General features: G+C 71.7%; 18 protein-coding genes, 1 other RNA gene and 1 pseudogene. 18 read left to right on the top strand and 2 right to left on the bottom strand.

Translation table 11 applies throughout. From position 1 onward, the window contains the following. Positions 1–104: 104 nt before the first annotated feature. The 6 genes from ACXJMZ_RS26100 to ssrA all read left to right on the top strand — a co-directional run bounded on the left by ACXJMZ_RS26100 (position 105) and on the right by ssrA (position 3,722). On the top strand, positions 105–392 hold the full coding sequence (locus tag ACXJMZ_RS26100) for a hypothetical protein (RefSeq protein WP_457032477.1): 288 nt from the start codon (positions 105–107) through the stop codon (positions 390–392). A 9-nt stretch (positions 393–401) separates the two neighbouring features. Beyond that, the gene (locus ACXJMZ_RS26095) at positions 402–1,616 is read left to right on the top strand and encodes a hypothetical protein (RefSeq protein ID WP_457032476.1); all 1,215 of its coding nucleotides are present in this window, start codon (positions 402–404) and stop codon (positions 1,614–1,616) included. Between the two features lie 89 nt (positions 1,617–1,705). Then, positions 1,706–2,089 carry a hypothetical protein gene (locus ACXJMZ_RS26090; RefSeq protein ID WP_457032475.1) on the top strand — a complete coding sequence of 128 codons (384 nt, stop codon included), beginning with the start codon at positions 1,706–1,708 and terminating at the stop codon, positions 2,087–2,089. Next, positions 2,086–2,730 carry a hypothetical protein gene (locus tag ACXJMZ_RS26085; RefSeq protein ID WP_457032474.1) on the top strand — a complete coding sequence of 215 codons (645 nt, stop codon included), beginning with the start codon at positions 2,086–2,088 and terminating at the stop codon, positions 2,728–2,730. The genes ACXJMZ_RS26090 and ACXJMZ_RS26085 overlap by 4 nt, the downstream gene beginning before the upstream one ends. Before the next feature lie 45 nt (positions 2,731–2,775). Continuing rightward, positions 2,776–3,255: an SsrA-binding protein SmpB gene (gene smpB / locus ACXJMZ_RS26080; protein ID WP_457032473.1), complete on the top strand. Its 480-nt coding sequence runs from the start codon at positions 2,776–2,778 to the stop codon at positions 3,253–3,255. Between the two features lie 90 nt (positions 3,256–3,345). Continuing rightward, positions 3,346–3,722, top strand: a transfer-messenger RNA (tmRNA) gene (gene ssrA, locus ACXJMZ_RS26075). Positions 3,723–3,833: 111 nt separating this feature from the next. Here ssrA and ACXJMZ_RS26070 read toward each other — a convergent pair. Beyond that, positions 3,834–5,171, bottom strand: coding sequence for a ricin-type beta-trefoil lectin domain protein (locus ACXJMZ_RS26070; RefSeq protein WP_457032472.1), 1,338 nt, complete (start codon positions 5,169–5,171; stop codon positions 3,834–3,836). Positions 5,172–5,611: 440 nt separating this feature from the next. On the opposite strand from ACXJMZ_RS26070, the gene ACXJMZ_RS26065 reads away from it, so the two are divergent. From ACXJMZ_RS26065 to ACXJMZ_RS26045, 5 genes and pseudogenes are all read left to right on the top strand, one after another. Next, positions 5,612–6,991 (top strand): nitrate/nitrite transporter, encoded by a 1,380-nt coding sequence (locus ACXJMZ_RS26065; RefSeq protein ID WP_457032471.1) that lies wholly within the window; start codon positions 5,612–5,614, stop codon positions 6,989–6,991. A 172-nt stretch (positions 6,992–7,163) separates the two neighbouring features. After that, positions 7,164–8,339, top strand: coding sequence for a uroporphyrinogen-III synthase (locus ACXJMZ_RS26060; protein WP_457032470.1), 1,176 nt, complete (start codon positions 7,164–7,166; stop codon positions 8,337–8,339). 220 nt (positions 8,340–8,559) lie between these two features. Then, positions 8,560–10,842, top strand: coding sequence for a HelD family protein (locus ACXJMZ_RS26055; protein WP_457032469.1), 2,283 nt, complete (start codon positions 8,560–8,562; stop codon positions 10,840–10,842). 324 nt (positions 10,843–11,166) lie between these two features. After that, positions 11,167–12,642, top strand: a complete 1,476-nt coding sequence (locus ACXJMZ_RS26050) for a malic enzyme-like NAD(P)-binding protein (RefSeq protein WP_457032468.1) — start codon at positions 11,167–11,169, stop codon at positions 12,640–12,642. Between the two features lie 513 nt (positions 12,643–13,155). Next, positions 13,156–13,362 (top strand): annotated as a pseudogene (locus ACXJMZ_RS26045) (HU family DNA-binding protein); the annotation flags it as partial. Between the two features lie 20 nt (positions 13,363–13,382). On the opposite strand, the gene murA reads toward ACXJMZ_RS26045, so the two are convergent. Beyond that, positions 13,383–14,723: a UDP-N-acetylglucosamine 1-carboxyvinyltransferase gene (murA, locus tag ACXJMZ_RS26040; RefSeq protein WP_057237510.1), complete on the bottom strand. Its 1,341-nt coding sequence runs from the start codon at positions 14,721–14,723 to the stop codon at positions 13,383–13,385. 269 nt (positions 14,724–14,992) lie between these two features. Here murA and ACXJMZ_RS26035 point away from each other — a divergent pair, with 269 nt between their 5' ends. The 7 genes from ACXJMZ_RS26035 (at position 14,993) to ACXJMZ_RS26005 (ending at position 22,442) form a co-directional block, all read left to right on the top strand. Further along, positions 14,993–15,562, top strand: coding sequence for a YqgE/AlgH family protein (locus tag ACXJMZ_RS26035; protein WP_457032467.1), 570 nt, complete (start codon positions 14,993–14,995; stop codon positions 15,560–15,562). Between the two features lie 63 nt (positions 15,563–15,625). Further along, complete coding sequence (locus tag ACXJMZ_RS26030; RefSeq protein WP_057240860.1) at positions 15,626–15,904, top strand: DUF3039 domain-containing protein; 279 nt, start codon at positions 15,626–15,628, stop codon at positions 15,902–15,904. Positions 15,905–15,955: 51 nt separating this feature from the next. Then, positions 15,956–17,557, top strand: coding sequence for a beta-N-acetylhexosaminidase (locus ACXJMZ_RS26025; RefSeq protein WP_457032466.1), 1,602 nt, complete (start codon positions 15,956–15,958; stop codon positions 17,555–17,557). 252 nt (positions 17,558–17,809) lie between these two features. Next, on the top strand, positions 17,810–18,676 hold the full coding sequence (locus ACXJMZ_RS26020; RefSeq protein ID WP_457032483.1) for an FAD binding domain-containing protein: 867 nt from the start codon (positions 17,810–17,812) through the stop codon (positions 18,674–18,676). Then, positions 18,673–19,665, top strand: coding sequence for a (2Fe-2S)-binding protein (locus ACXJMZ_RS26015; protein WP_457032465.1), 993 nt, complete (start codon positions 18,673–18,675; stop codon positions 19,663–19,665). Before ACXJMZ_RS26020 ends, ACXJMZ_RS26015 begins: the two co-directional genes overlap by 4 nt. Beyond that, positions 19,662–22,004, top strand: coding sequence for a xanthine dehydrogenase family protein molybdopterin-binding subunit (locus ACXJMZ_RS26010; protein WP_457032464.1), 2,343 nt, complete (start codon positions 19,662–19,664; stop codon positions 22,002–22,004). Before ACXJMZ_RS26015 ends, ACXJMZ_RS26010 begins: the two co-directional genes overlap by 4 nt. 129 nt (positions 22,005–22,133) lie before the next feature. Then, the gene (locus tag ACXJMZ_RS26005; RefSeq protein WP_057237518.1) at positions 22,134–22,442 is read left to right on the top strand and encodes a type VII secretion target; all 309 of its coding nucleotides are present in this window, start codon (positions 22,134–22,136) and stop codon (positions 22,440–22,442) included. The last annotated feature ends 2 nt before the right edge of the window (positions 22,443–22,444 follow it).

The raw sequence follows: 22,444 nt of genomic DNA, 5'->3' as shown, positions 1-22,444 counted from the left end.
GCGTGTGGCTACCATGACCGAACGCCACGACGGGTGCCGACGGATCACGCGGCACGGTGGCGACGCTGGGGGGCGGACAAGTGACATCGGATTTCCGTGTCGACGTGGGTCAGTTGGACCTGCTGGCACGTCAACTGGGTGAGAGCACCGGCTCGATGGGCGCCGCCATGCGCGCGATGGAGACCACCGGGCCGAAGACCACCGGCAGCAAGCGGCTCGACCACGCCTGCGACGACTTCCAGGAGAAGTGGGAGTACGGCCTCAAGCAGCTGACGCAGACCGTCCAGGCCGTCAGCAAGGGCCTGGAGCAGACGGTCACGGCGTACCAGCAGACCGAGGCCGCACTGGCGGCCGTGTACCAGGGCGTTTCGGCTTCGGCTGCGGCGAGCTGAGGGGGCACCATGTTCGAACGTGACTTCCCGGCGCTGGGGTTCGACCCCGCGCCCGGCGACCCGGGCCGGATCGACGCCCTGGTGCTGCAGCTCACCACCTCCGCCAAGTACCTGGAGGACGCGCACGCGACGCTGACCCGGGCCGTCTCCGGCGACGCCGGGTGGCAGGGTGACGCGGCGTCGGGTTTCACCGCGAAGATCCAGCCGCTGCCCCGGCAGTTGGAGATCGCCCGGCAGTCCTTCGACCGGGCCGCCCGGGAGCTGGACCGCTGGGGCGCCGACCTGGCGGGCCTGAAGTCCAAGGCGCACGCGTACGAGGACTCGGCCCAGGCCGCCAAGGCCCGGCTGAAGCGGGCCAAGGACAACCCCGACCTCGACCTGGTCAACGTGCTGTTCACCGACGGGGATCAACTGGCGGACGCCGAGCGGCGGCTGGCCGCGGCGGCCCGCGAGGTGGACAGCGCGGAGGACGAACTCGCCGACCTGCGGAGGCAGGCCGCCGAGCTCTCGGCGCTGCACGAGGACCTCTCCGAGAAGTGCGCGGCAGCCCTGCGGGCGGCGGCCGAACAGGCCCCGGACGGGCCCGGGCTGCTGGCCCGGCTCGGCGAGTCCATCGAGCAGGTCGCCATGCTCCAGATCAAGGCCGGGCAGGAGGTGGTGAAGTTCGTCCAGGACCACGCCAACTCCATCGCGGCGGTCGGCGACGTGCTCTCCACCATCAGCGCGGTCACCGGTGTGGTCGGTCTGGCCCTGGACGGGACAGCGGTCGGAGCGATCGTCGGGGTGCCGCTGGAGGTCGTCTCCGGCGTCACCGGGCTCGGCGCACTCGGGCTGCACGGCGTGGCCAAGGCCGGTGGGGCGGATGTCTCCTGGGCCACGCTGGGCGAGGACGCGCTCGGTGGTCTGACTTTCGGGATCGGCCGGGCCGGGGCGATGGCCGCCCGCGAGGGCGAGGCGGCCGGCAAGATCGTCACGGCGATCGCCCGGGGTGACGGGGTGGGCGGCGCGGTCGGCGACTTCATGGACGTCAAGAGCCTGCTGGGCTCCGACGAGACACTCAGCTACTTCGTCCCGCAGAACGACCGCCAGGTGGCCCAGGTCGGCATAGGCATGGTCGGCGGCCCGATAACCTCGCCGCTGCTCATCAGCCACGCCTTCGAGAACTCCTGGAAGGCAGGCGTCGAGAAGGACCGCCAGGCCGCCGCCGAGAGGGGCGCACGATGAATCACGCCGAGCAGGTACCGGCCCTCGCCGACGGGCGACCCGAGTTCTCTGTCACGTACACCCTGGGAACGCCGCATGAGGTGGTTTGGGTGGCGCACCTCTACGGCTACGCGCTTGCCGACATGAAGGCCGGGAGCAGCTGGAACAGCATCCGGTTCGTCCGCGACGACAGCCCACTCGCCCGTCGCCGGGCGGCCTACATGCGGAACCCGCAGGCGGACCCGTCCTTCACGCCCCCGTTCAGCTGGCGCACGGACGTGCCCTTCGGCTTCAACCCGCCGGGCTGGCACCCGGGCGTCCGGATCTCGGGGATGACTCCGGAGGACGCCAAGGACCTGCTGGCGCTGACTGGAGTGACCCGCGCCGACCAGCAGCCCGGGCCGCTCGCCATGTTGATCCGTCAGGTGGGAGTCCGCAGTTCCCAGCGGGCGGCGGCCGAGCGGGCTCGGAAGAAGTGGGGGCTCGGCGTATGAGTCTTGAGTACCGGATCCAGTTCGAGCTGCCGCCCGACTTCCGGGAGATCCCGGTCGGGGCGGACGATTTCGAGCTTGCCGACGACCTGCGCGGGCGGATCGGGGAGGACCGGGTCGAGGACACCGACCCGGTCCTGCTCAAGCAGTTGCTGGCGACCTACCGGCAGACCTCCCGGCAGCTGGCTGCCACCGGTGCGTACTACGCGGCCTCCTGCTTCGGGCTGATCGACGACAGCCGTCCGTCCGCCGCCTCGCTGCTGATCGCGCACCAGGAGGTGGACTGCTCCGATCCGGAGGTCGCCGTCGCGGGGATCATCGAGATCCGCCGCCGAGGGTCCGACCGCCGGCAGCTCCAGCGGTACGAACTGCCCTGCGGGCCCGCCGCCGTGGAGATCGAGCTGGACGCCCCGCTGCTGATCCCCGCCGCCGTTTCGCCGAGCGGGGCGGACGAGCCGATTCCGGTGGCCACCCTGCAGGCGTGGATCCCGGTTCCGCGCGAGGCCGACCCGACGGGGCGCAGCCTGACCGTGGTCACCTTCAGCACGCCCTCCGTCCAGGACTGGGAGACCTACTGCCCGGTGGTGGTGGAGCTGCTGCGTACCGTCACCTTCGAGCCCCGCGGTGTGACGCTCCGGCGGTAAAGGGGCTGCCAGGGGCCTCGCCGGGATGCGAGAATGATCGGCGCTATGGCTAAAGAAACCGGAAAGAAGCTGATCGCGCAGAACAAGAAGGCGCGACACGAGTACACCATCCTCGACACGTACGAATGCGGTCTGGTGCTGACCGGCACCGAGGTCAAGTCGCTCCGCGAGGGGCGGGCCAACCTGGTGGACGGCTACGCCTACGTCCAGGGGCGCGAGGTGTGGATCGACAACGTGTTCATCCCCGAGTACGCCCAGGGGACTTGGACCAACCACTCGGCGCGGCGCAAGCGCAAGCTGCTGCTGCACCGGATGGAGATCCACAAGATCGAGTCGAAGACCAAGGAGACCGGCCACACCCTGGTGCCGCTCTCGCTGTACTTCAAGGACGGCCGGGTGAAGCTCGAACTGGCCCTCGCGGTCGGCAAGAAGCTGCACGACAAGCGGCAGACCCTCCGCGAGAAGCAGGACCGTCGTGAGACGGACCGGGCGGTCGCGGCGGTCCGCCGCCGCCAGCAGGGTTAATCTGCTTGGCCAGGCCGGTCGCTGCGCGTAGTATGGGCGCAGCACCAACCGGAGGGTCCGCCCGCCGGGAGCTGTTTCTCAACAAAACATGGGGATGATCGGTTTCGACAGGGGAAGTCGAAACAGGAGAAGCGAGCCGAGGAACGCGGCAATGATCTCGTTAACCATCTGCCGCAAAACAATAATCGCCAATTCTAAGCGCGATGCCCAGCAGTTCGCTCTCGCTGCCTAAGCGAAAGTGAACGGGTGTCAGACCGGGGAGTTCCCGACCCGGACCCTGGCATAATTTAGGGAACTCAACTTGCCACCCCGGTCACGGGGGTCGGTGGGGAAATCAAACAGTGACTGGGCCTGTTGGCGGCTTGTCCGTGTGACTGCCAGGGCCGAGAAAATCACAGCGGACTGCGCTCGGAGAAGTCCTGAATCCACTCCACTGGACCCGGGTTCGATTCCCGGCATCTCCACCACCCCATGTGTATCGAAGGCCMCCCTCCACMCCGGAGGGKGGCCTTCGTGCTTCCCGGGCCCCGGCCGCTCACGGCCTGCCGGGGCGCCTTCGCACCGTCAGGCGGCCCGCGTCAGCTCTGGAGGTGCCACTGCTGGTTCGCCCCGCCCGAGCAGCCCCACAGCTGGATCTTCGTACCGTTGGCCGTCGCCACGCCGGTGGCGTCGAGGCACAGCCCCGACTGGACTCCGGTGACCGTGCCGTTGGAGTTGAGGTTCCACTGCTGGTTCGTCTGGCCGTTGCAGTCCCAGATCACCACTGCGGTGCCGTTCGTGGTGCCCTTTCCGGAGGCGTCCAGGCACTTGTTGCCGAAGACCGTGAGCTGCTTGTCGGCGGTGTAGGTCCACCGCTGGTTGGCGGCGCCGTTGCAGTCCCACAGCTGGGCCTGGGTGCCGTTGGCCGTGGCGGTGCCGTTGATGTCGACACACCGGCCGGACTGCTGCCCGACGAGCTGTTGGCCGGTGGGCGGGGGAGTGGTGCTCGAGTCGAACTGGGAGAAGAACTTCCACACCTCGCCCGACGTCCAGGTGCGCCAGCCGTCACCGGTGGAGCCGTCGATGGGGCCGGGGTCGTGGCCCGCGCCGTCGAATGCCGCCCAGACGACGGGATATCCGGACCGGCATCCGGAGTAGGTGGTGACGATGTGGGTCAGGCTGCCGTTCGCCGGCTCCGGCGGGTTCTGCGCGGTGCAGCCGTTGTTCCTGACGAAGGTGTCCCGGAGTGCGCGTCCCGAGGCGATGGGCAGGACGTTGTCCCGGAGGCCGTGCAGCCCGATGTAGGCGACCGGCTGCGTTCCTCCGGCGCACCCGCTGAGGTTCGCGCCGGAGTAGACCGCGACCGCCCGGAAGACGGTCGGCCGTGCGCAGGCGAGCGCGTACGACATGGCGCCGCCGTAGCTGAAGCCGGCGGCGAACAGCTGCGTGCTGTCGACGCAGAGCCCCGCCTCGAGCTGGCGGGTCAGGTCGTCGACGAGGGTCACGTCCTGGCCGTTGCTGTTGGCCCAGCCGTTGTCGAAGCCCTGCGGGGCGACGAAGATGGTGCCGTTGTTCGCGCCGTCCGCCAGCCGCCGCAGGCCGTAGTAGGACCAGTTGTACCCGTCGGTCCCGCCCGAGTCGACGTCGTTCGCGGTGCCGCCCCGCCAGTGGAACCCGAAGACCAGGCGGTAGGGGCGGTTGCTGTCGTAGCCGGTGGGGAGCCTGAGGATGTAGCTGCGGTTCTGGCCGCTGCTCTGGATCGTGTGGGCGCCACTGCTCAGCGTCGGAGCCTTGCCGCAGCCGGCTGTCGGCGCGGCGGCACTGACGGCCGCGGGTGCGGCGGCCGGGTCGGCGGTGCGGCTCTGTGCGGTGCCGGCGGCTCCCAGGACGAGGAGCGCGGCGGCTGTGACGGCGGCTAAGAAGGATCGGTGCTTCATCTGTTCGTCCTTCGCTGGGGGGTGGGGATGCGAACGCGGCGCAGTGGTGGGCAGCCGGGAGGGCCATCAGGCCATGGGGCTTCCGACGTTCACGCAGGTCTCCTGGCGGGGTGACAGCCAAGTGCGACACGCACAAGTCATGTGAGCGTTAACAAGCCACCCGGGGTGGGAGGGGTGGCGGTCGTCGTCGGAATGACGGCAGCGTCCCCCTCGGGCCATGCGGTGTCAACCCTTCTCACAGCCGGTCCGGTTCGTCGGCGCCGTGATGGGTAGGCACTTCGCGGTTGCGCCACTCCTTCTGGTCAGGGGCCCCGCCCTCACAACGACGGCGTCCGTCGGGTGAGAGGACGGTTCCTCGGGTGTCACAGGCCACAACGAGGGCGAAATCACGGCCTCCTAACGTCAGTTGGCACAGGGCACCGGCAGGCAAGGGGAGCGCGATGGGTACGGACACGGCAGCGCAGGGCAGATCGGGCGGTCGCTGGATCCAGGAGTGGCAGCCGGAGGACGCCGGTTTCTGGGAGCGGACCGGGCGGAAGGTGGCCAACCGGAATCTGCTGTTCTCGATCATCTCCGAGCACATCGGCTTCTCGATCTGGAGCCTCTGGTCGGTGATGGTCCTCTTCATGGGGCCGAAGTACGGCGTGGACCCGGCCGGCAAGTTCTTCCTGGTCGCGGTGCCCACCCTGGTCGGCGCGTTCGTCCGGATTCCGTACACGGTCGCGGTGGCCCGGTTCGGCGGGCGGAACTGGACCATCGTGTCCGCCCTTCTGCTGCTGCTGCCGACCCTGGCGGCCGCCTATGTCATGCACCCCGGCACCTCGTACACCACTTTCATGCTGGTCGCAGCGCTGACCGGGCTCGGCGGCGGGAACTTCGCCTCCTCGATGACCAACATCAACGCCTTCTTCCCGCAGCACCGGAAGGGCTGGGCGCTCGGCCTGAACGCGGGCGGCGGCAACATCGGCGTACCGGTGATCCAGCTGGTCGCGCTCGGCGTGATCACCTGGGCCGGGGCCACCCACCCGAGGCTGGTGCTGGGGATCTACCTGCCGCTGATCGTGATCGCGGCGGTCTGCGCGGCGCTGTTCATGGACAACCTGGCGCCGATGAGGAGCGACACCGGAGCGCTGGCCGAGATCGTGAAGCAGAAGCACACCTGGCTGATGTCCGTCCTCTACATCGGCACCTTCGGCTCCTTCATCGGCTTCAGCTTCGCCTTCGGCCTGGTGCTGCAGAACCAGTTCGGCCGCACCCCGCTGCAGGCCGCCCAGCTGACCTTCGTCGGCCCGCTGCTCGGCTCGCTGATCCGGCCGGTCGGCGGCTGGCTGGCGGACCGGCTGGGCGGGGCCCGGATCACGCTGTGGAACTTCGCCGCGATGGCGGCCGCCGCCGCGCTGGTCACGTACGCCTCCTCGATCAAGTCGCTGCCGGTCTTCCTGACCGGCTTCATCGCCCTGTTCGTCTTCGCCGGTCTCGGCAACGGCTCCACCTACAAGATGATCCCGGTGATCTTCGAGGCCAAGGCGCAGGACCGGATCGCCCAGCTCGGCGACACGGTCGAGCAGGCCGCCGCGTGGTCCCGCCGGATGTCGGGCGCGGCGGTCGGCGTGATCGGTGCGGTCGGTGCGCTCGGCGGGCTCTTCATCAACCTGGCCTTCCGGCAGTCCTTCCTGGTGGCCAAGACCGGCACCCCGGCCTTCGTCTCCTTCCTGGTGGCGTACGCGATCTGCTTCGTCCTCACCTGGGCGGTGTACCTGCGCCGCCCGACCGCCGCTCCCGGCGAGGCCGTACCGAGCCCCGCGCTGGCCCGCGCCTGACGGGCCGGCCCTGTCGCGACCGGCCGTCCACCCCTTGGACGGCCGGTCCGACCTGCGAAACAGCCCGGAAATCGGACCGACCCCGCCGCGACACCGCAGGGAGGGAGGATTTCCGTCCACCCACCCTCCCGGCCCGCCGCAGCCGTGGGGCGCACCACCGAAGGACCGAGCCATGGACGATCTGACGAGCAGTCGCCCCACCGACCGCACCGAACCGGTACCGCCACTGGCCGGGTTCACCATCGGCATCACCGCCGCCCGGCGGGCCGACGAGCTTGCCGCCCTGCTCCAACGCCGGGGCGCCGCCGTACTGCGGGCGCCCGCCCTGCGGATCGTGCCGCTCACCGACGACACCGACCTGCTCGCCGCCACCCGCGCGTTGGTCGCCGACCCGCCGGACATCGCGGTGGCCACCACCGGCATCGGCTTCCGGGGCTGGATCGAGGCCGCCGAAGGCTGGGGTCTCGGTGACGACCTGATCGACCGGCTCGGGAAGGCCGTGGTGCTCGCGCGCGGGCCCAAGGCCAAGGGCGCGATCCGGGCCGCCGGACTGCGTGAGGAGTGGTCGCCCGAGTCGGAGTCCTCGGTCGAGGTGCTGGAGCGCCTGCTGGAGCAGGGCGTCGACGGACGGCGGATCGCCGTCCAGCTGCACGGCGCCCCGCTGCGGGACTTCGTCGAGTCGCTGAAGGCGGCCGGCGCGGAGGTGGTGGAGGTCCCGGTCTACCGCTGGCTGCCGCCCGTCGACCTGGCCCCGCTGGACCGGCTGCTGGACGCCTGCTGCGCGGGCGCCCTGGACGCGGTCACCTTCACCAGCGCCCCGGCCGCGATCAGCCTGCTCGACCGGGCCGAACAGCGCGGCCTGACAGCGGAGTTGCTGCACGCGCTGCGCCGGGACGTGCTGCCGGTCTGCGTCGGCCCGGTGACGGCGGCCCCGCTGGAGGAGCTGGACGTCGCGACGGTCTGGCCGGAGCGGATGCGGCTCGGCGCGATGGTGCAGATGCTCACCGCGCAGCTGCCGGGACGGGCGCGGCGGCTCTCGGTGGCCGGGCACCTGCTGGAGCTGCGCGGCCAGGCCGTGCTGGTGGACGGCGAACTGCGCCCCGTACCGCCGGCCGGGATGGCGCTGCTCCGGGCGCTGGCGAAGCGGCCGGGGTGGGTGGTGCCGCGGGCCGAGCTGCTGCGGGCGCTGCCGGGGAGCGGTAACGACGAGCACGCGGTGGAGACGGCGATGGCGCGGCTGCGCTCCGCGCTGGGCGCGCCTTCGCTGGTGGCGACCGTGGTCAAGCGGGGGTACCGGCTGGCGCTCGATCCGGTGGCGGATCCGGGCGAGAAGTACGGCGCCGCGTAGGTGAGACGATCCCCGCAGGGGCTCGGGGAACGGCGACGGTTCGTGGCCGGCGGGCATCACTGCGAAAGTGCCTGACCAGCTACGCACGGGTGACCTTTTGCAGAGGCTGGCGTCGCACTTTCCCGAGCCCCTGGGTAGTGCATGGCTCAGGTGGGTGCCTAGGGCGTAGGATCATCCGTCCGTCTCTTTTCCGAGGTCCTTCGCCGCACCCCCCGAGGCCATGCACAGCAGCTCTGACTCAGACACCATTCGCGACCGCGAGATCGCGGGCGAACAGCGCCATCTCGACACGGTCTACCACCGGTTGGAGGAGAAGCTCGCCGAGGCCGAGTACATCCTGGAGGACGCCGCCAAGCGCGTGCAGGTCGGTACGCCCGGCGCGCTCGCCGAGCGTGATGCCCAGGTGTACCGGGCCGGCGCGCACCTGCACCGGCTGAACGCCGAGTTCGAGGACTTCCTGTTCGGCCGGATCGACCTTCAGCAGGCCGATGCTCCGGAGGAGCACGGCATCCCCTCGCAGACCCCGCTCGACCCGGCCGACCCGGCCGTCGCCGAGTCGCTGCACATCGGGCGGCTCGGCGTGCTCGACGCCGAGTTCGGGCCGCTGGTCATCGACTGGCGGGCGCCGGCCGCCGCACCGTTCTACCGGTCCACCCCGCTGGAGCCCGGTCGGGTGATCCGACGGCGCGTCATCCGGTCGAAGGGCCGCAAGGTGCTGGGGGTCGAGGACGACCTGCTGCGCCCCGACCTGACGCCGACCCTGGACGGTCAGGAGCTGGCGGTGGTCGGTGACGGCGCGTTGATGGCCTCGCTGGGCCGGGCCCGCAGCCATTCGATGCGCGACATCGTCTCCTCGATCCAGCGCGAGCAGGACGAGGTGATCCGGGCCCCCGCGCCGGGCGCCACCCTGGTGACCGGCGGCCCGGGCACCGGGAAGACCGCGGTCGCACTGCACCGGGCCGCGTTCCTGCTCTACCAGGACCGCCGCCGGTACGCGGGCGGCATCCTGGTGGTCAGCCCGACCGCGCTGCTGGTCTCGTACACCGAGGGCGTGCTGCCCTCGCTGGGCGAGGAGGGCCAGGTCGCGATCCGGGCCGTCGGCAGCCTGGTGGACGGCATCGAGGCGGGCCGGTACGACACCCCGGAGGCCGCGCACGTGAAGGGCTCGGCCCGGATGGTGACGCTGCTGCGCCGGGCGGCCAAGGCCGCGCTGGAGCTGGGTGCGCCGACCGATCTGAAGGTGTTCGCCCGGGGCGAGGCGCTCCGGCTGGACGCCAACAAGCTCCGGACGGTGCGCGGCAACGTGATCGGCAGCGGTGGGACGCCGCTCAACCTGCTCCGCCCGCGCGCCCGGCGGCTGCTGCTGGACGCGCTCTGGCAGGAGGCGATCAGGCACCAGCCGCGCCCGAGCGACCACTACGCCAGGGAGCAGCGCCAGGAGGAGAAGGAGGCCTTCGACGAGTACGTCTCCGACGAGGCGGTCTTCCTGGACTTCCTGGAGGCCTGGTGGCCGTCCCTGACGCCCCGTCGGGTGCTGGCCACCCTCAAGCAGCCCCGGCACACCAACCGGATCGCCCGCCGGGCCGTCACGCCGGAGGAGGCGCGCCTGCTGGCCGTCTCCTGGCGTGAGCTGACCGACCGTGGCGAGGGCCCGCTCTCGGCGCACGACGTGGCGATGGTCGACGAGCTGCAGCTGCTGCTCGGCGAGGCGGCCCGGCGGGTGGCCCGCGAGGTGGACGCGGTGGACCTGCTGACCGGTCTGGACGAGGTCACCACGTACGCTGACCGGTCGGCCCGGCAGCGCGACCGGGTGCCGGTCGAGCGGGTCGAGTACGCGCACGTGATCGTGGACGAGGCGCAGGACCTCACCCCGATGCAGTGGCGGATGGTCGGCCGGCGCTCCCGGATGGCGACCTGGACCATCGTCGGCGACCCGGCGCAGTCCTCCTGGCCGTTCCCGCAGGAGGCGCAGGCGGCGATGGACGAGGTGCTGGCGGGCAAGCCGCGCCGTCGGCACACGCTGACCGTGAACTACCGCAACCCGTCCGAGATCGCCGAGGTGGCGGCCAAGGTGCTGGCGCTGGCCGCGCCCGGCACCCCCTCGCCGACGGCGGTCCGCTCGACCGGCCTGGCGCCGCGCTTCGCGGCGGCGGCCTCGGCCGAACCCGCGGTCTTCGCGGCGGCCGCCCGGGCCGAGCTGACCCGGCTGCTGGCCGAGGTGGACGGCACCGTCGCGGTGGTGGTCCCGATGGACCGCCGGGCCGAGGCGGCCGGCTGGATCGAGGGTCTGGGCGAGCGGGCGGTGGCGCTCGGCAGCCTGGAGGCCAAGGGCCTGGAGTACGACGCCACGGTGGTGGCCGACCCGGTCGGCATCGCGGGGGAGTCGGAGGCGGGGCTGCGGGTGCTGTACGTGGCGCTGACCCGGGCGACCCAGCGGCTGACCGTGCTCTCGGGCCCGGACGACCTGCCGGACGCGGACGGGGTGCCGGCGCTGCTGCGCTGACGGTCCGACACGAAGAAGGCCCCTCACCAGTGGTGAGGGGCCTTCCGACGTTAGTGACACCGACCCGCCATGCTCGCCTCGCGGCAAGTGGTCGCTCGTAGCGACGAAGGTTGGGCCCGGGGGCTTGGATCGAGTCGGTGCCTTGTCCAATGTAACGCATCGCCCGTGGAGGGCAAGAAGCCTTGTCGACTCCGGACACTCAATGAACGTTATTTCTGGCAGGCCCTTGGTAGGTGCGACGATCGAGGTCTAGCATGCCCAAGGCGTGAGATTTTCAACAAAGTGTTGATCTCAGAACGTGTTGATCCAGGAAGAAGGACGTCGATGGCGACGGTGCCCAGTGTCTCGAACTCGATCACGGTGCGGCTGGAGGTCCCGGCCACCGGAAACGCGGTGAGCTCGATCACCACCGCGGTCGAGTCCTCCGGCGGCTCGGTCACCGGTCTCGACGTCACGGCCTCGGGCCTGGAGGCGCTCCGGATCGACGTGACGGTCGCGGCCTCCTCGGTGGCGCACGGCGAGGAGATCGTCGAGAAGCTTCGCGCGATCGACGGCGTGGCCATCGGCAAGGTCTCGGACCGGACCTTCCTGATGCACCTCGGCGGCAAGATCGAGATGTCCTCGAAGCTGCCGATCCGCAACCGTGACGACCTCTCGATGATCTACACCCCCGGTGTGGCCCGGGTCTGCATGGCGATCGCCGAGAACCCCGAGGACGCCCGCCGGCTGACCATCAAGCGCAACAGCGTCGCGGTGGTCACCGACGGCTCGGCCGTGCTGGGCCTCGGCAACATCGGCCCGATGGCGGCGCTGCCGGTGATGGAGGGCAAGGCCGCGCTGTTCAAGCGGTTCGCCAACATCGACGCCTGGCCGATCTGCCTGGACACCCAGGACGCCGACGAGATCGTCGCCATCGTGAAGGCGATCGCCCCCGGCTTCGCGGGCATCAACCTGGAGGACATCTCCGCGCCGCGCTGCTTCGAGATCGAGGCCCGGCTGCGCGAGGCACTGGACATCCCGGTCTTCCACGACGACCAGCACGGCACCGCGATCGTGGTGCTGGCCGCGCTGACCAACGCGCTGCGGGTGGTCGGCAAGGAGATCTCCGAGGTCCGGATCGTGATGTCGGGCGCCGGCGCCGCCGGTACCGCGATCCTCAAGCTGCTGCTGGCCGCCGGCGTGGAGCACGCCACCGTCGCGGACGTCCGCGGCGTGGTGCACAGCGGCCGGGACGACCTGAACGACTCGCTGCGCTGGATCGCCGAGCACACCAACCGCTCGGGCCGTACCGGCACCCTCAAGGAGGCGGTGGCGGGCGCCGACGTCTTCATCGGCGTCTCGGCCCCGAACCTGCTGGACGGCGACGACCTGGCCACCATGGCCCCGAACTCGATCGTCTTCGCGCTGGCCAACCCGGACCCGGAGGTCGACCCGGCGGTGGCCAGGCAGACCGCCGCCGTGGTGGCCACCGGCCGCAGCGACTTCCCGAACCAGATCAACAACGTGCTGGTCTTCCCCGGCGTGTTCCGCGGTCTGCTGGACGCGCAGAGCCACACCGTCAACACCGAGATGATGATCGCCGCCGCCCGGGCGCTGGCCACCACGGTCGCCGACGACCAGCTGAACGCCAACTACATCATCCCGAGCGTTTTCCACCCCGACGTGGCCAAGACCGTGGCCGCAGCCGTCCGGGAGGCCGCCCTGGCGGCCCGTGGCGGCGCTGAGCCCGCCCCGGGGAGGCCCACCCCCGGCATCGTCGGGACGCTCGACACTGCGGCTTTCCCGGCCGTTCGGCTCTAGGTCGCACGGGCGCTCGGGAGTGGCCGTGCGCTCGGACAAATGCCCGGTCGGCGGCCCTACCCAGTCACACACGCCCCGAACCCTTGCGACACAAGGGGAAGGGGCGTGTTTGGGCTTGTCGGTGCCAGGGCGTACGGTAGCCCTGCACGGGGCAGGCGTGTCCGACAAGTACGGAACGTCCCCCTGGGCTCCCGGCGTGTCCATTGGACCGTCGCCCGATCCGGTCCGCCGGAGCCGACGGAGCGTCACAACTCCGGTGGGCGGGCACTGTTCGGGTCAACCGCGCCGGGGTCCGATTGGCTTTCTCAGTGCCGGTCGGGGCAGGATTCGTACCCAGGCAGTGCGGTTTGAGGCGCTTCGGGGTGCAAGCCCGACCCCTGACCAACCCTCGCCTGAATGAGCACAGTGTGCGGACCAGCGGCCCGTCCGGCCATCCTCCAGAAATGGAGGGCCCGGGAGGGACGACCGATGGGCCCCCGCACACCGCAACGCGAACAGACCACAGGAGTACACATGAACCGCAGTGAGCTGGTGGCCGCTCTGTCGGAGCGCGCCGAGGTGACCCGCAAGGACGCCGACGCTGTTCTGGCCGCCTTCGCCGAGGTTGTCGGCGAGGTCGTCGCCAAGGGCGACGAGAAGGTCACCATCCCCGGCTTTCTGACCTTCGAGCGCACCCACCGTGCCGCTCGTACGGCCCGTTCCCCGAGGGGAGACCGGCCACGGTCGTTTCAACAGGTCGATCAGACGGTGACGAGCTCCTCGCTCGGCAGCTCGACCTGGGCGCCGAGGTCGCGGAGCTTCTCCATGAAGTTCTCGTAGCCCCGGTTGATCAGGTCGATGCCGTGCACGGTCGAGGTGCCCTCGGCCGCCAGCGCCGCGATCAGATACGAGAAGCCGCCGCGCAGGTCGGGGATGACCAGCTCGCCGCCGATCAGCTTGGACGGGCCCGAGACCACCGCGGAGTGCTGGAAGTTGCGGGCGCCGAAGCGGCAGGGGGTGCCGCCCAGGCACTCGCTGTACAGCTGGATGTGCGCGCCCATCTGGTTCAGCGCGCCGGTGAAGCCGAGCCGGGACTCGTACACCGTCTCGTGCACGATGGAGAGGCCGTCGGCCTGGGTCAGCGCGACCACCAGCGGCTGCTGCCAGTCGGTCTGGAAGCCGGGGTGCACGTCGGTCTCCAGCGCGATCGCCTTGAGCTCGCCGCCCGGGTGCCAGAACCGGATGCCCTCGTCGTCGATCTCGAAGGCGCCGCCGACCTTCCGGAAGGTGTTCAGGAAGGTCATCATCGGGATCTGGTCGGCGCCGCGGACGTAGATGTCGCCCTTGGTGGCCAGCGCCGCGCAGGCCCAGGAAGCCGCCTCCAGGCGGTCCGGCAGGGCGCGGTGGTTGTAGCCGGAGAGCTCGTCCACGCCGGTGATCAGGATGGTCCGGTCGGTGCCCAGCGAGATGATCGCGCCCATCTTCTGCAGCACGCAGATCAGGTCGACGATCTCCGGCTCGACGGCCGCGTTGCGCAGCTCCGTGACGCCCTCGGCGAGCACCGCGGTGAGCAGCACCTGCTCGGTCGCGCCGACCGAGGGGTAGGGCAGCTCGATCTTGGTGCCCTGCAGCCGCTGGGCCGCCACCAGGTAGGTGCCCTGCGGGTGCTTCTCGATGGTGGCGCCGAACTGGCGGAGCACCTCGAAGTGGAAGTCCACCGGCCGGCCGCCGATGTCGCAGCCGCCCAGGCCCGGGATGAAGGCGTGCCCGAGACGGTGCAGCAGCGGGCCGCAGAACAGGATCGGGATCCGCGAGGAACCCGCGTGCGCGTCGATGTCGGCGACGTTGGCGCTCTCCACGTGCGAGGGGTCGAGGATCAGCTCGCCCTCCTCGTCGCCGGTGCGCACCGTCACGCCGTGCAGCTGCAGCAGCCCGCGGACCACCTTGACGTCGCGGATGTCCGGGACGTTGCGCAGTCTGCTGGGGCCCGTGCCGAGCAGGGCGGCGACCATGGCCTTGGGGACCAGGTTCTTCGCACCACGGACCCGGATCTCGCCTTCGAGCGGGTTTCCGCCGTGGACCAGCAGGACGTCGTCGGTCATCGTTCTCGCAATCCGGGATGCCAAAGGGGGGTGAATCGGCTGCGGAGCAGGGCAGACGCAAGTGGAAGGATCTTCCACCGGAGTAGAAGGCCCTTCCACCACCTATAGATGGTAAGGGGAGGACGATTGGTTCCCTTGCGCCCTATTGGTGATCATGCTCGCTCGCGAGCCGACACGGCGGGCCGGTACGCCCGTTCGGGTGGTGCCAGAACCGGGACGGCTTTCGTGTTGGACGCCCGGCCGGGGCCGGACTGCGGGATCATATGGGCATGACCCCGGCCTCCTCGCACACCGGCCGACTCCTGGTCGCCACGCCGATGCTCACCGACCCGAACTTCGCCCGCTCCGTGGTGCTGCTGCTGGACCACGACGCGCAGGGCGCACTCGGTGTGGTGCTCAACCGCCCGACCCCGATCGAGGTGGCGGCGGTGCTGGACGGCTGGTCAGAGCTGGCCGGCCGGCCGGCCGTGCTGTTCCAGGGCGGTCCGGTCGGCCTGGACTCGGCGCTCGCGGTGGCGGTGGTCCCCGGCGAGCCGGGCCAGGCGGAGCCGCTCGGCTGGCGGCGCCTGCACGGTGCGATCGGGCTGGTCGACCTGGAGGCTCCGCCGGAGGTGCTGGCCGGCGAGCTGGGCGGGCTGCGGGTCTTCGCGGGGTACGCCGGCTGGTCGCCCGGCCAGCTGGAGGCCGAGCTGGCCGAGGGCGCCTGGTACCTGGTGGACTGTGAGCCAGGTGACATTTTCTGTCCGGACCCGGAACGGCTCTGGCGCGCGGTGCTGCGCCGCCAGCGCGGCCCGCTCGCGGTGCTGGCGACGTACCCGGACGACCCGACGCTGAACTGAGGCCCGCCCGAGGGCCCGAGGCCCGCTCCCGTACGGGCTCCGGGCCCCATAGACTTGGCGCCTATGAGCACTCTTGAGCCCGAGCGCGGTCTCGGTACCGGAACCCTGGTCGAGCCCGTCCCCCAGGTGTCCCACGGCGACGGCGACCACGAGCGCTTCGCGCACTACGTCCAGAAGGACAAGATCATGGAGAGCGCGCTCTCCGGCTCCCCGGTGGTCGCGCTCTGCGGCAAGGTCTGGGTGCCCGGGCGCGACCCGAAGAAGTACCCGGTCTGTCCGATGTGCAAGGAGATCTTCGAGGGCATCGGCAAGCCGCAGGGCGGGGATGACGACAAGAAGTAGGCAGGCCGATTGGTCTATGCCACTGGTGCTCCGGCGGGGCAGGATGAGGTCATGGATCTCATCCCGGCCCCGCTGAGTGTCACCCGTCCCGAGACCGGCGAGTTCGTGCTGGACGCCGGCACGACGTTGACCGCCGAACCAGGCCTGGAGGGCGTCGAGTCCTGGCTCCGCGCCGCTCTCGACGCCGCCACCGGCCTCCCGCTCCGCCCGGGCGGCGGTGGCATCGGACTGTGCCTCGACGAGTCGCTGGCCCCGGAGGCGTACCGGCTCTCGATCGGCTCCGGCGGCGCCCGGCTGGCAGCGGGCAGCCCGGCCGGTGCCTTCCACGGCGCCCAGACGCTCCGTCAGCTGCTCGGCCCCGACGCCTACCGCCGCGCGCCGCTGCGCCGTACCGGCTGGGCGCTGCCGTACGTCGAGATCGAGGACGCGCCCCGGTTCGGCTGGCGCGGGGTGCTGCTGGACGTCTCCCGGCACTTCCTGCCCAAGGCGGACGTGCTGCGCTTCCTGGACCTGATGGCCGCGCACAAGCTGAACGTGCTGCACCTGCACCTGACGGACGATCAGGGCTGGCGGATCGAGATCAAGCGCTACCCCCGGCTCACCGAGGTGGCCTCCTGGCGGGACCGCTCGATGGTCGGCTTCCGGGCCGCCGAGCGCCGCAACGACGAGCCGCACGGCGGCTTCTACACCCAGGACGACCTGCGCGAGATCGTCGCGTACGCGGATGCCAGACACATCACCGTGGTCCCGGAGATCGACCTGCCCGGCCACTCGCAGGCCGCCATCACGGCCTACCCCGAGCTCGGCAACACCGATGTGGTGGACACCGCCGGGCTGTCGGTCTGGACGGACTGGGGGATCAGCGAGAACGTGCTGAACGTCTCCGAGCAGACCCTGCGGTTCTTCGAGGGGGTGCTCGAGGAGGTCCTCGAGATCTTCCCGTCCAGGTTCGTCCACCTCGGCGGTGACGAGTGCCGCAAGGAGCAGTGGAAGCTCAGCCAGGCCGCGCAGAACCGGATCAAGGAGCTCGGGCTGGCGGACGAGGACGGGCTGCAGAGCTGGTTCATCGGGCACTTCGACAGCTGGCTGGCCGACCGGGGCCGGCGGCTGATCGGTTGGGACGAGATCCTGGAGGGCGGTCTCGCGCCCGGTGCCGCGGTCTCCTCCTGGCGCGGCTACGAGGGTGGGGTGGCGGCCGCGAAGGCGGGCCACGATGTGGTGATGTGCCCCGAGCAGCACGTCTACCTGGACCACCGGCAGGCGGCCGGGGAGGACGAGCCGATCCCGGTCGGCTTCGTGCGCACGCTGGAGGACGTCTACCGGTTCGAGCCGGTCCCGGCCGAGCTCGATGCTGCTGCGGCCGCCCGGGTGATCGGCACCCAGGCCAACCTGTGGACCGAGTTCATGAACGACGCCCGGGACGTCGACTACCGGGCCTTCCCCCGGCTGGCCGCGTTCGCCGAGGTGGCCTGGTCGGAGCTGCCGCGAGAGCCGGCCGCCCGGGACTGGGCGGGTTTCGAGCGCCGGATGACCACCCACTACGCCCGCCTGGACGCGCTCGGCGTGGAGTACCGGCCGGCCGCCGGGCCGCACCCCTGGCAGCGCCGCCCCGGGGTGCTCGGGCGCCCGTCCGAAGGTCCCGGGAACCTCTGAACCCGGCCCGTACGTCAACAACAGGTGAAGATCCGATCCGGTCCGACCGGATCGGATCGTTTGACGCCTGGATTCGTCCGGGATTCTCCCTGCCTGTCCGTCCCCCGGGAAATGATCACCAAGCTTTGTGTGCCAGAGTTGCCCAACCCGCCCCGATCGCCCGTACCCTACGGGCCAGGCCGCACCGCCGGGAGACGGCGGGCAGTTGATGAGCAAGTGGAGCACGGTGGATTCCTGGTGAACCGGACGATCATGCTGCCGGCCTCGCTCGACGAGGCCGTCGAGGCGCTCGCCGCCACTCCCGGCGCGGTGCCGGTGGCCGGTGCCACCGACCTGATGGAAGCGGTCAACGCGGGCCGCCTCCGCCCGGCCGCGCTGATCGGCCTCGGCCGGATCACCGAACTGCGCGGCTGGCGCTACGAGGACGGCGGCACCGCGGTCCTCGGCGCCGGGCTGACCCACGCCCGGATGGACCGCCCGGACTTCGCCGCGCTGATCCCGGCGCTGGCGGACGCCGCCCGGACCGCCGGGCCGCCGCAGATCCGCAACGTCGGCACGCTCGGCGGCAACATCGCCACCGCCGCACCCGCCGGGGATACGCTGCCGGTGCTCGCCGCGCTGGAGGCCACCGTCACGCTGGCCAGGGCCGGCGCCACCCGCGAGGTGCCGGTCAGTCACCTGCTCACCGGCCTGGACCCGGTCCGCCCGGGCGAGTTGCTCACCTGGGTGCGGGTCCCGCTGCTGCACGCCCCGCAGGTCTTCCTGAAGGCCACCGGCCGCAGCGGCCCGTCCCGCGCCACCGCCTCGGTCGCCCTGGTGCTGGACCCGGCCCGGCGGGCCGTCCGGTGCGCGGTCGGCGCCGTCGCCCCCGTACCGCTGCGCCCGCTGGAGGCCGAGTCCTGGGTGGCCGGCTGCATCGACTGGGACGCCCGCGGTGACCAGGCCGCCAGCGCCATCGACCCGGCCGCGGCCGCCGCGTTCGGCGACTACGTGGCCGCCGCCTGCGTGCCCGACGGCATGGCGGAGAGCGGCCCCGGGGGGGCGCACGCGGCCGCGCTGAGGCTTCGGCGTACGGTATCCGTGCTGGCCCGCCGGGCACTGGGAAGGGCGCTGAAGTGACGGACGACCTCATGGGCGCCGACGTGCGTCCGACCGCCTCGTACACCCTGCGGGTCAACGGCTTCGAACGGCCGGTCAACGACGCGTGGATCGGCGAGAGCCTGCTCTACGTGCTGCGCGAGCGGCTCGGCCTGGCCGGTGCCAAGGACGGCTGCGAGCAGGGCGAGTGCGGGGCCTGCTCGGTGCAGGTGGACGGCCAGTTGGTGGCCGGCTGCCTGGTGCCCGCCGCGCTCGCCTCGGACAGTGAGATCGCCACCGTCGAGGGCCTGTCGGCCGGCGGCGCGGCCAGTGATGTGCAGCAGGCACTCGCCGACTCCGGTGCCGTGCAGTGCGGTTACTGCACCCCCGGGATGGCGATGGCCGTCCACGACCTGCTCCAGCGCAACCACCGGCCCAGCGAGGTGGAGGCCAGGCAGGCGCTCTGCGGCAACCTCTGCCGCTGTACCGGCTACCAGGGCGTGCTGGCCGCCGTGCAGGCCGTCGCCGAGGCGCGCGGGGTGGTCGAGGAGCCCGCCGCCGAGCCGGTCGCCGCTGCCCCTGCGCCGGCTGCCGCGCAGCCCGTACCGGTGCTGCCCACCCAGTCCGCCGCCGACCTGCCGCTGGCCGGTGAGCACCCGCTGTACGCCGACTCCGAGGTCTGGGTCGAGGCCGAGCCGCAGCCGACCGCCCGCGAGTACGCCGCCACCACCCACCAGACCGGCGTCTACGAGCCGGAATACCCCGCCCCGTACTACGACCCGGCGCCGTACGACCCGGGCTTCGAGGACCCGTACGAAACCGGCCGGCACGAGGCGACCCCGGCCCACGGCACCGCCGCGGACGGCCCGGTCGGCACCCCCGCACACGGCACCCCGTACTACCCGACCCCCGCACACGGCACGCCCTTCGACGGGCCGCCCCACGGCGGCATGTCCCCCGGTGTGCAGCCGGTCTACGACGGCAACACCCCGCCCCATGGCATCCGGCTCCCCGAGGACGATCGCGCATGAGCTCGCCTACCGACCTCACCGCCCCGCTCGCGCCGTCGGCCTCGGCCTCGGCCGAGGAACTGCCGGACGGCGGCGAGCCGTTCGGCCTCGGCAGCTCCGCCCCGCGGACCGACGCGCTGCCCAAGGCGCTCGGCATCTACCCGTACGCCGCCGACCTGTGGGCCGAGGGGCTGCTCTGGGGCGCGGTGCTGCGCTCGCCCTACCCGTACGCCCGGATCGTCTCGATCGACACCAGCGCCGCGCTGGCGCTGCCCGGCGTGCACGCCGTGATCACCGCCGCCGACCTGCCGCCGGGCCCCGAGGGCACGCCGGACGTCGCCCCGGACGGCCGCGGTTCCGCCGACCGGCCGGTGCTGGCCTCCGGCGTGGTCCGCCACCACGGCGAGCCGGTCGCCGCCGTCGCCGCCGACCACCCGGACACCGCCCGGCTGGCCGCCGCCTCGATCGTGGTCGAGTACGAGCCGCTGGAGCCGGTCACCGACCCCGAGCAGTCCTTCAACGCCCCGCCGCTGCACCCCGACGGCAACCTGTTCCGCCACCTGCCGCTGCGCAGCGGCGACCCCGAGGCGGTCGGCGAGGTGATCGTCGAGGGCCTGTACCAGGTCGGCCGGCAGGACCCGGCGCCGATCGGCGCCGAGGCGGGCCTCGCCGTCCCGCGCCCCGACGGCGGCGTCGAACTGCACCTCTCCTCCACCGACCCGCACGGCGACCGGGACCGCACCGCGGCCGGTCTCGGCCTGGACCCGGACCGGGTCCGCCTGGTGGTCACCGGCGTGCCCGGCGCCACCGCCGACCGCGAGGACCGCTCGTTCCAGGTCACCCTCGCGCTGCTCGCGCTGCGCACCGGCCGCCCGGTGAAGATGACCCTCACCCGCGAGGAGTCCTTCCAGACCCACACCAGCCGGCACCCCGCGCTGCTGCGCTACCGTCACCACGCCGACGCCGAGGGCCGGTTGGTCAAGGTCGAGGCGCAGATCCTGCTGGACGGCGGGGCCTACGCCGAGGTCTCGGCCGAGGCACTGGCCGCCGCCGCGGCCTTCTCGGTCGGCCCCTACGTCTGCCCGAACGTCTTCGTCGACGCCTGGGCGGTGCGCACCAACAACCCGCCCGCCGGACGGATGCGGGGCGAGGGCGCACTGCAGACCTGTTTCGCGTACGAGTCCCAACTCGACCAGCTGGCTGCCCAGTTGGGGATCGATCCGCTGGAGATCCGCCGCCGCAACGCGCTCGCCACCGGCGACCTGATGCCGACCGGACAGGCCGTCACCTGCCCCGCCCCGGTCGCCGCGCTGCTCGACGCGGTCTCCACCGCACCGCTGCCGCCGCTCCCGCTGGACGACCCGGACAGCGAGTGGCTGCTGCCCGGCGGCCCGGGCGGCGCCGGTGACCCGGCGGCCGTCCGCCGGGGGATCGGCTACGCGGTCGGCATGGTGCACATGCTCGGCGCGGAGGGCGAGGACGAGGTCTCCACCGCCACCGTCCGGGTCAGCGGCGACCACGCCACCGTGATCTGCGCGGCGGTCGACTCGGGGCAGGGCTTCGCCACCCTGGCCCGGCAGATCGTGCAGTCCGTGCTGGGCGTCTCCGAGGTCTACATCGCGCCCGCCGACAGCGACCAGTCCTCGGCCGGTCCGTCCGCCCGGGGGCGGCACACCTGGGTCTCCGGCGGAGCGGTGGAACGGGCCGCACTGATGGTCCGGCACCAACTGCTGCAGCCGATCGCGGCCAACTTCGGGATGTCCGTCGAGCTGCTCTCGATCGCCGACGGCAAGATCACCTCGTACGACGGCGTGCTCGGCATGCCGGTCACCGAGGCCCTGGAGGGCAAGGAGCTCTGGGCCACCGCCCAGTGCCGGCCGCACCCCACCGAGCCGCTGAACGAGGCCGGGCAGGGCGACGCCTTCGTCTCGATCGCGTTCTGCGCGATGCGGGCCGTGGTGGACGTCGACATCGAGCTCGGCGCCGTCCGGGTGGTCGAGATGACGGTCGCCCAGGACGTCGGCCGAGCGCTCAATCCGCGTCAGATCGAGGACCGGATCGAAGCCGCAGTCGCCCAGGGCGTCGGCCTCGCGCTGCTGGAGGACCTCCGCACCGAGGGCGGCCGCCTGGTCAACCCCTCGCTCACCGGCTACCGGCTCCCCACCGCCCTGGACGCCCCCGAGGTCCGGATCGCCGCCCTGATCGAGGACCGCGACGTGGTCGCCACCTTCGGCGCCAAGGCGGTCAGCGCCGTCCCGGCCGTGGTGGCCCCGGCCGCCGTGGCCGCCGCCGTCCGGGCCGCCACGGGGCTGCCGGTCGGGCGGCTGCCGATTCTGCCCGAGGACGCGACGGTCGGCTGATGTTCTGCTGGCGCCCTGCCGACGTCCGGCCGGTGGGCGGCTGACGGACCGTCGGACCGTCTGGTTAGGGTGTTCCCCGGTAAAGCTGATTTTTTGAGCGGGGAACGGGCGGGGGTCCGAGTGCAGGACATGAACATCACCACCAGCGGGGTACGCAGGGCGGGCGACAGCATGGGGGAGCTGAGCGGCCAGACCAAGAGCCGGCTCTCCGGGGCGCTGGACAGCAGTGAGACCGCAGGCTCGCTGGACGCGGGTTGGTCCTCCGCAGCGACCCTGCGGGAGTGCGCCGGGGACTGGGAGCGTCACATGGTGGTGCTGGCCGACCGGATGCAGCAGCTCTCCGAGCAGCTGCACAGTTCGGCCAACTCGTACGACGCGGCCGACGCCGAGGCGGACGCCCGGATGCGGGCGGCGATGACCGACCTCGGGCGGGTGTGAGC

It is taken from the genome of Kitasatospora sp. P5_F3, assembly GCF_054049135.1.
Note: the sequence above shows the minus strand (reverse complement) of the source record. Positions and strands in the feature narration are given on the sequence as shown.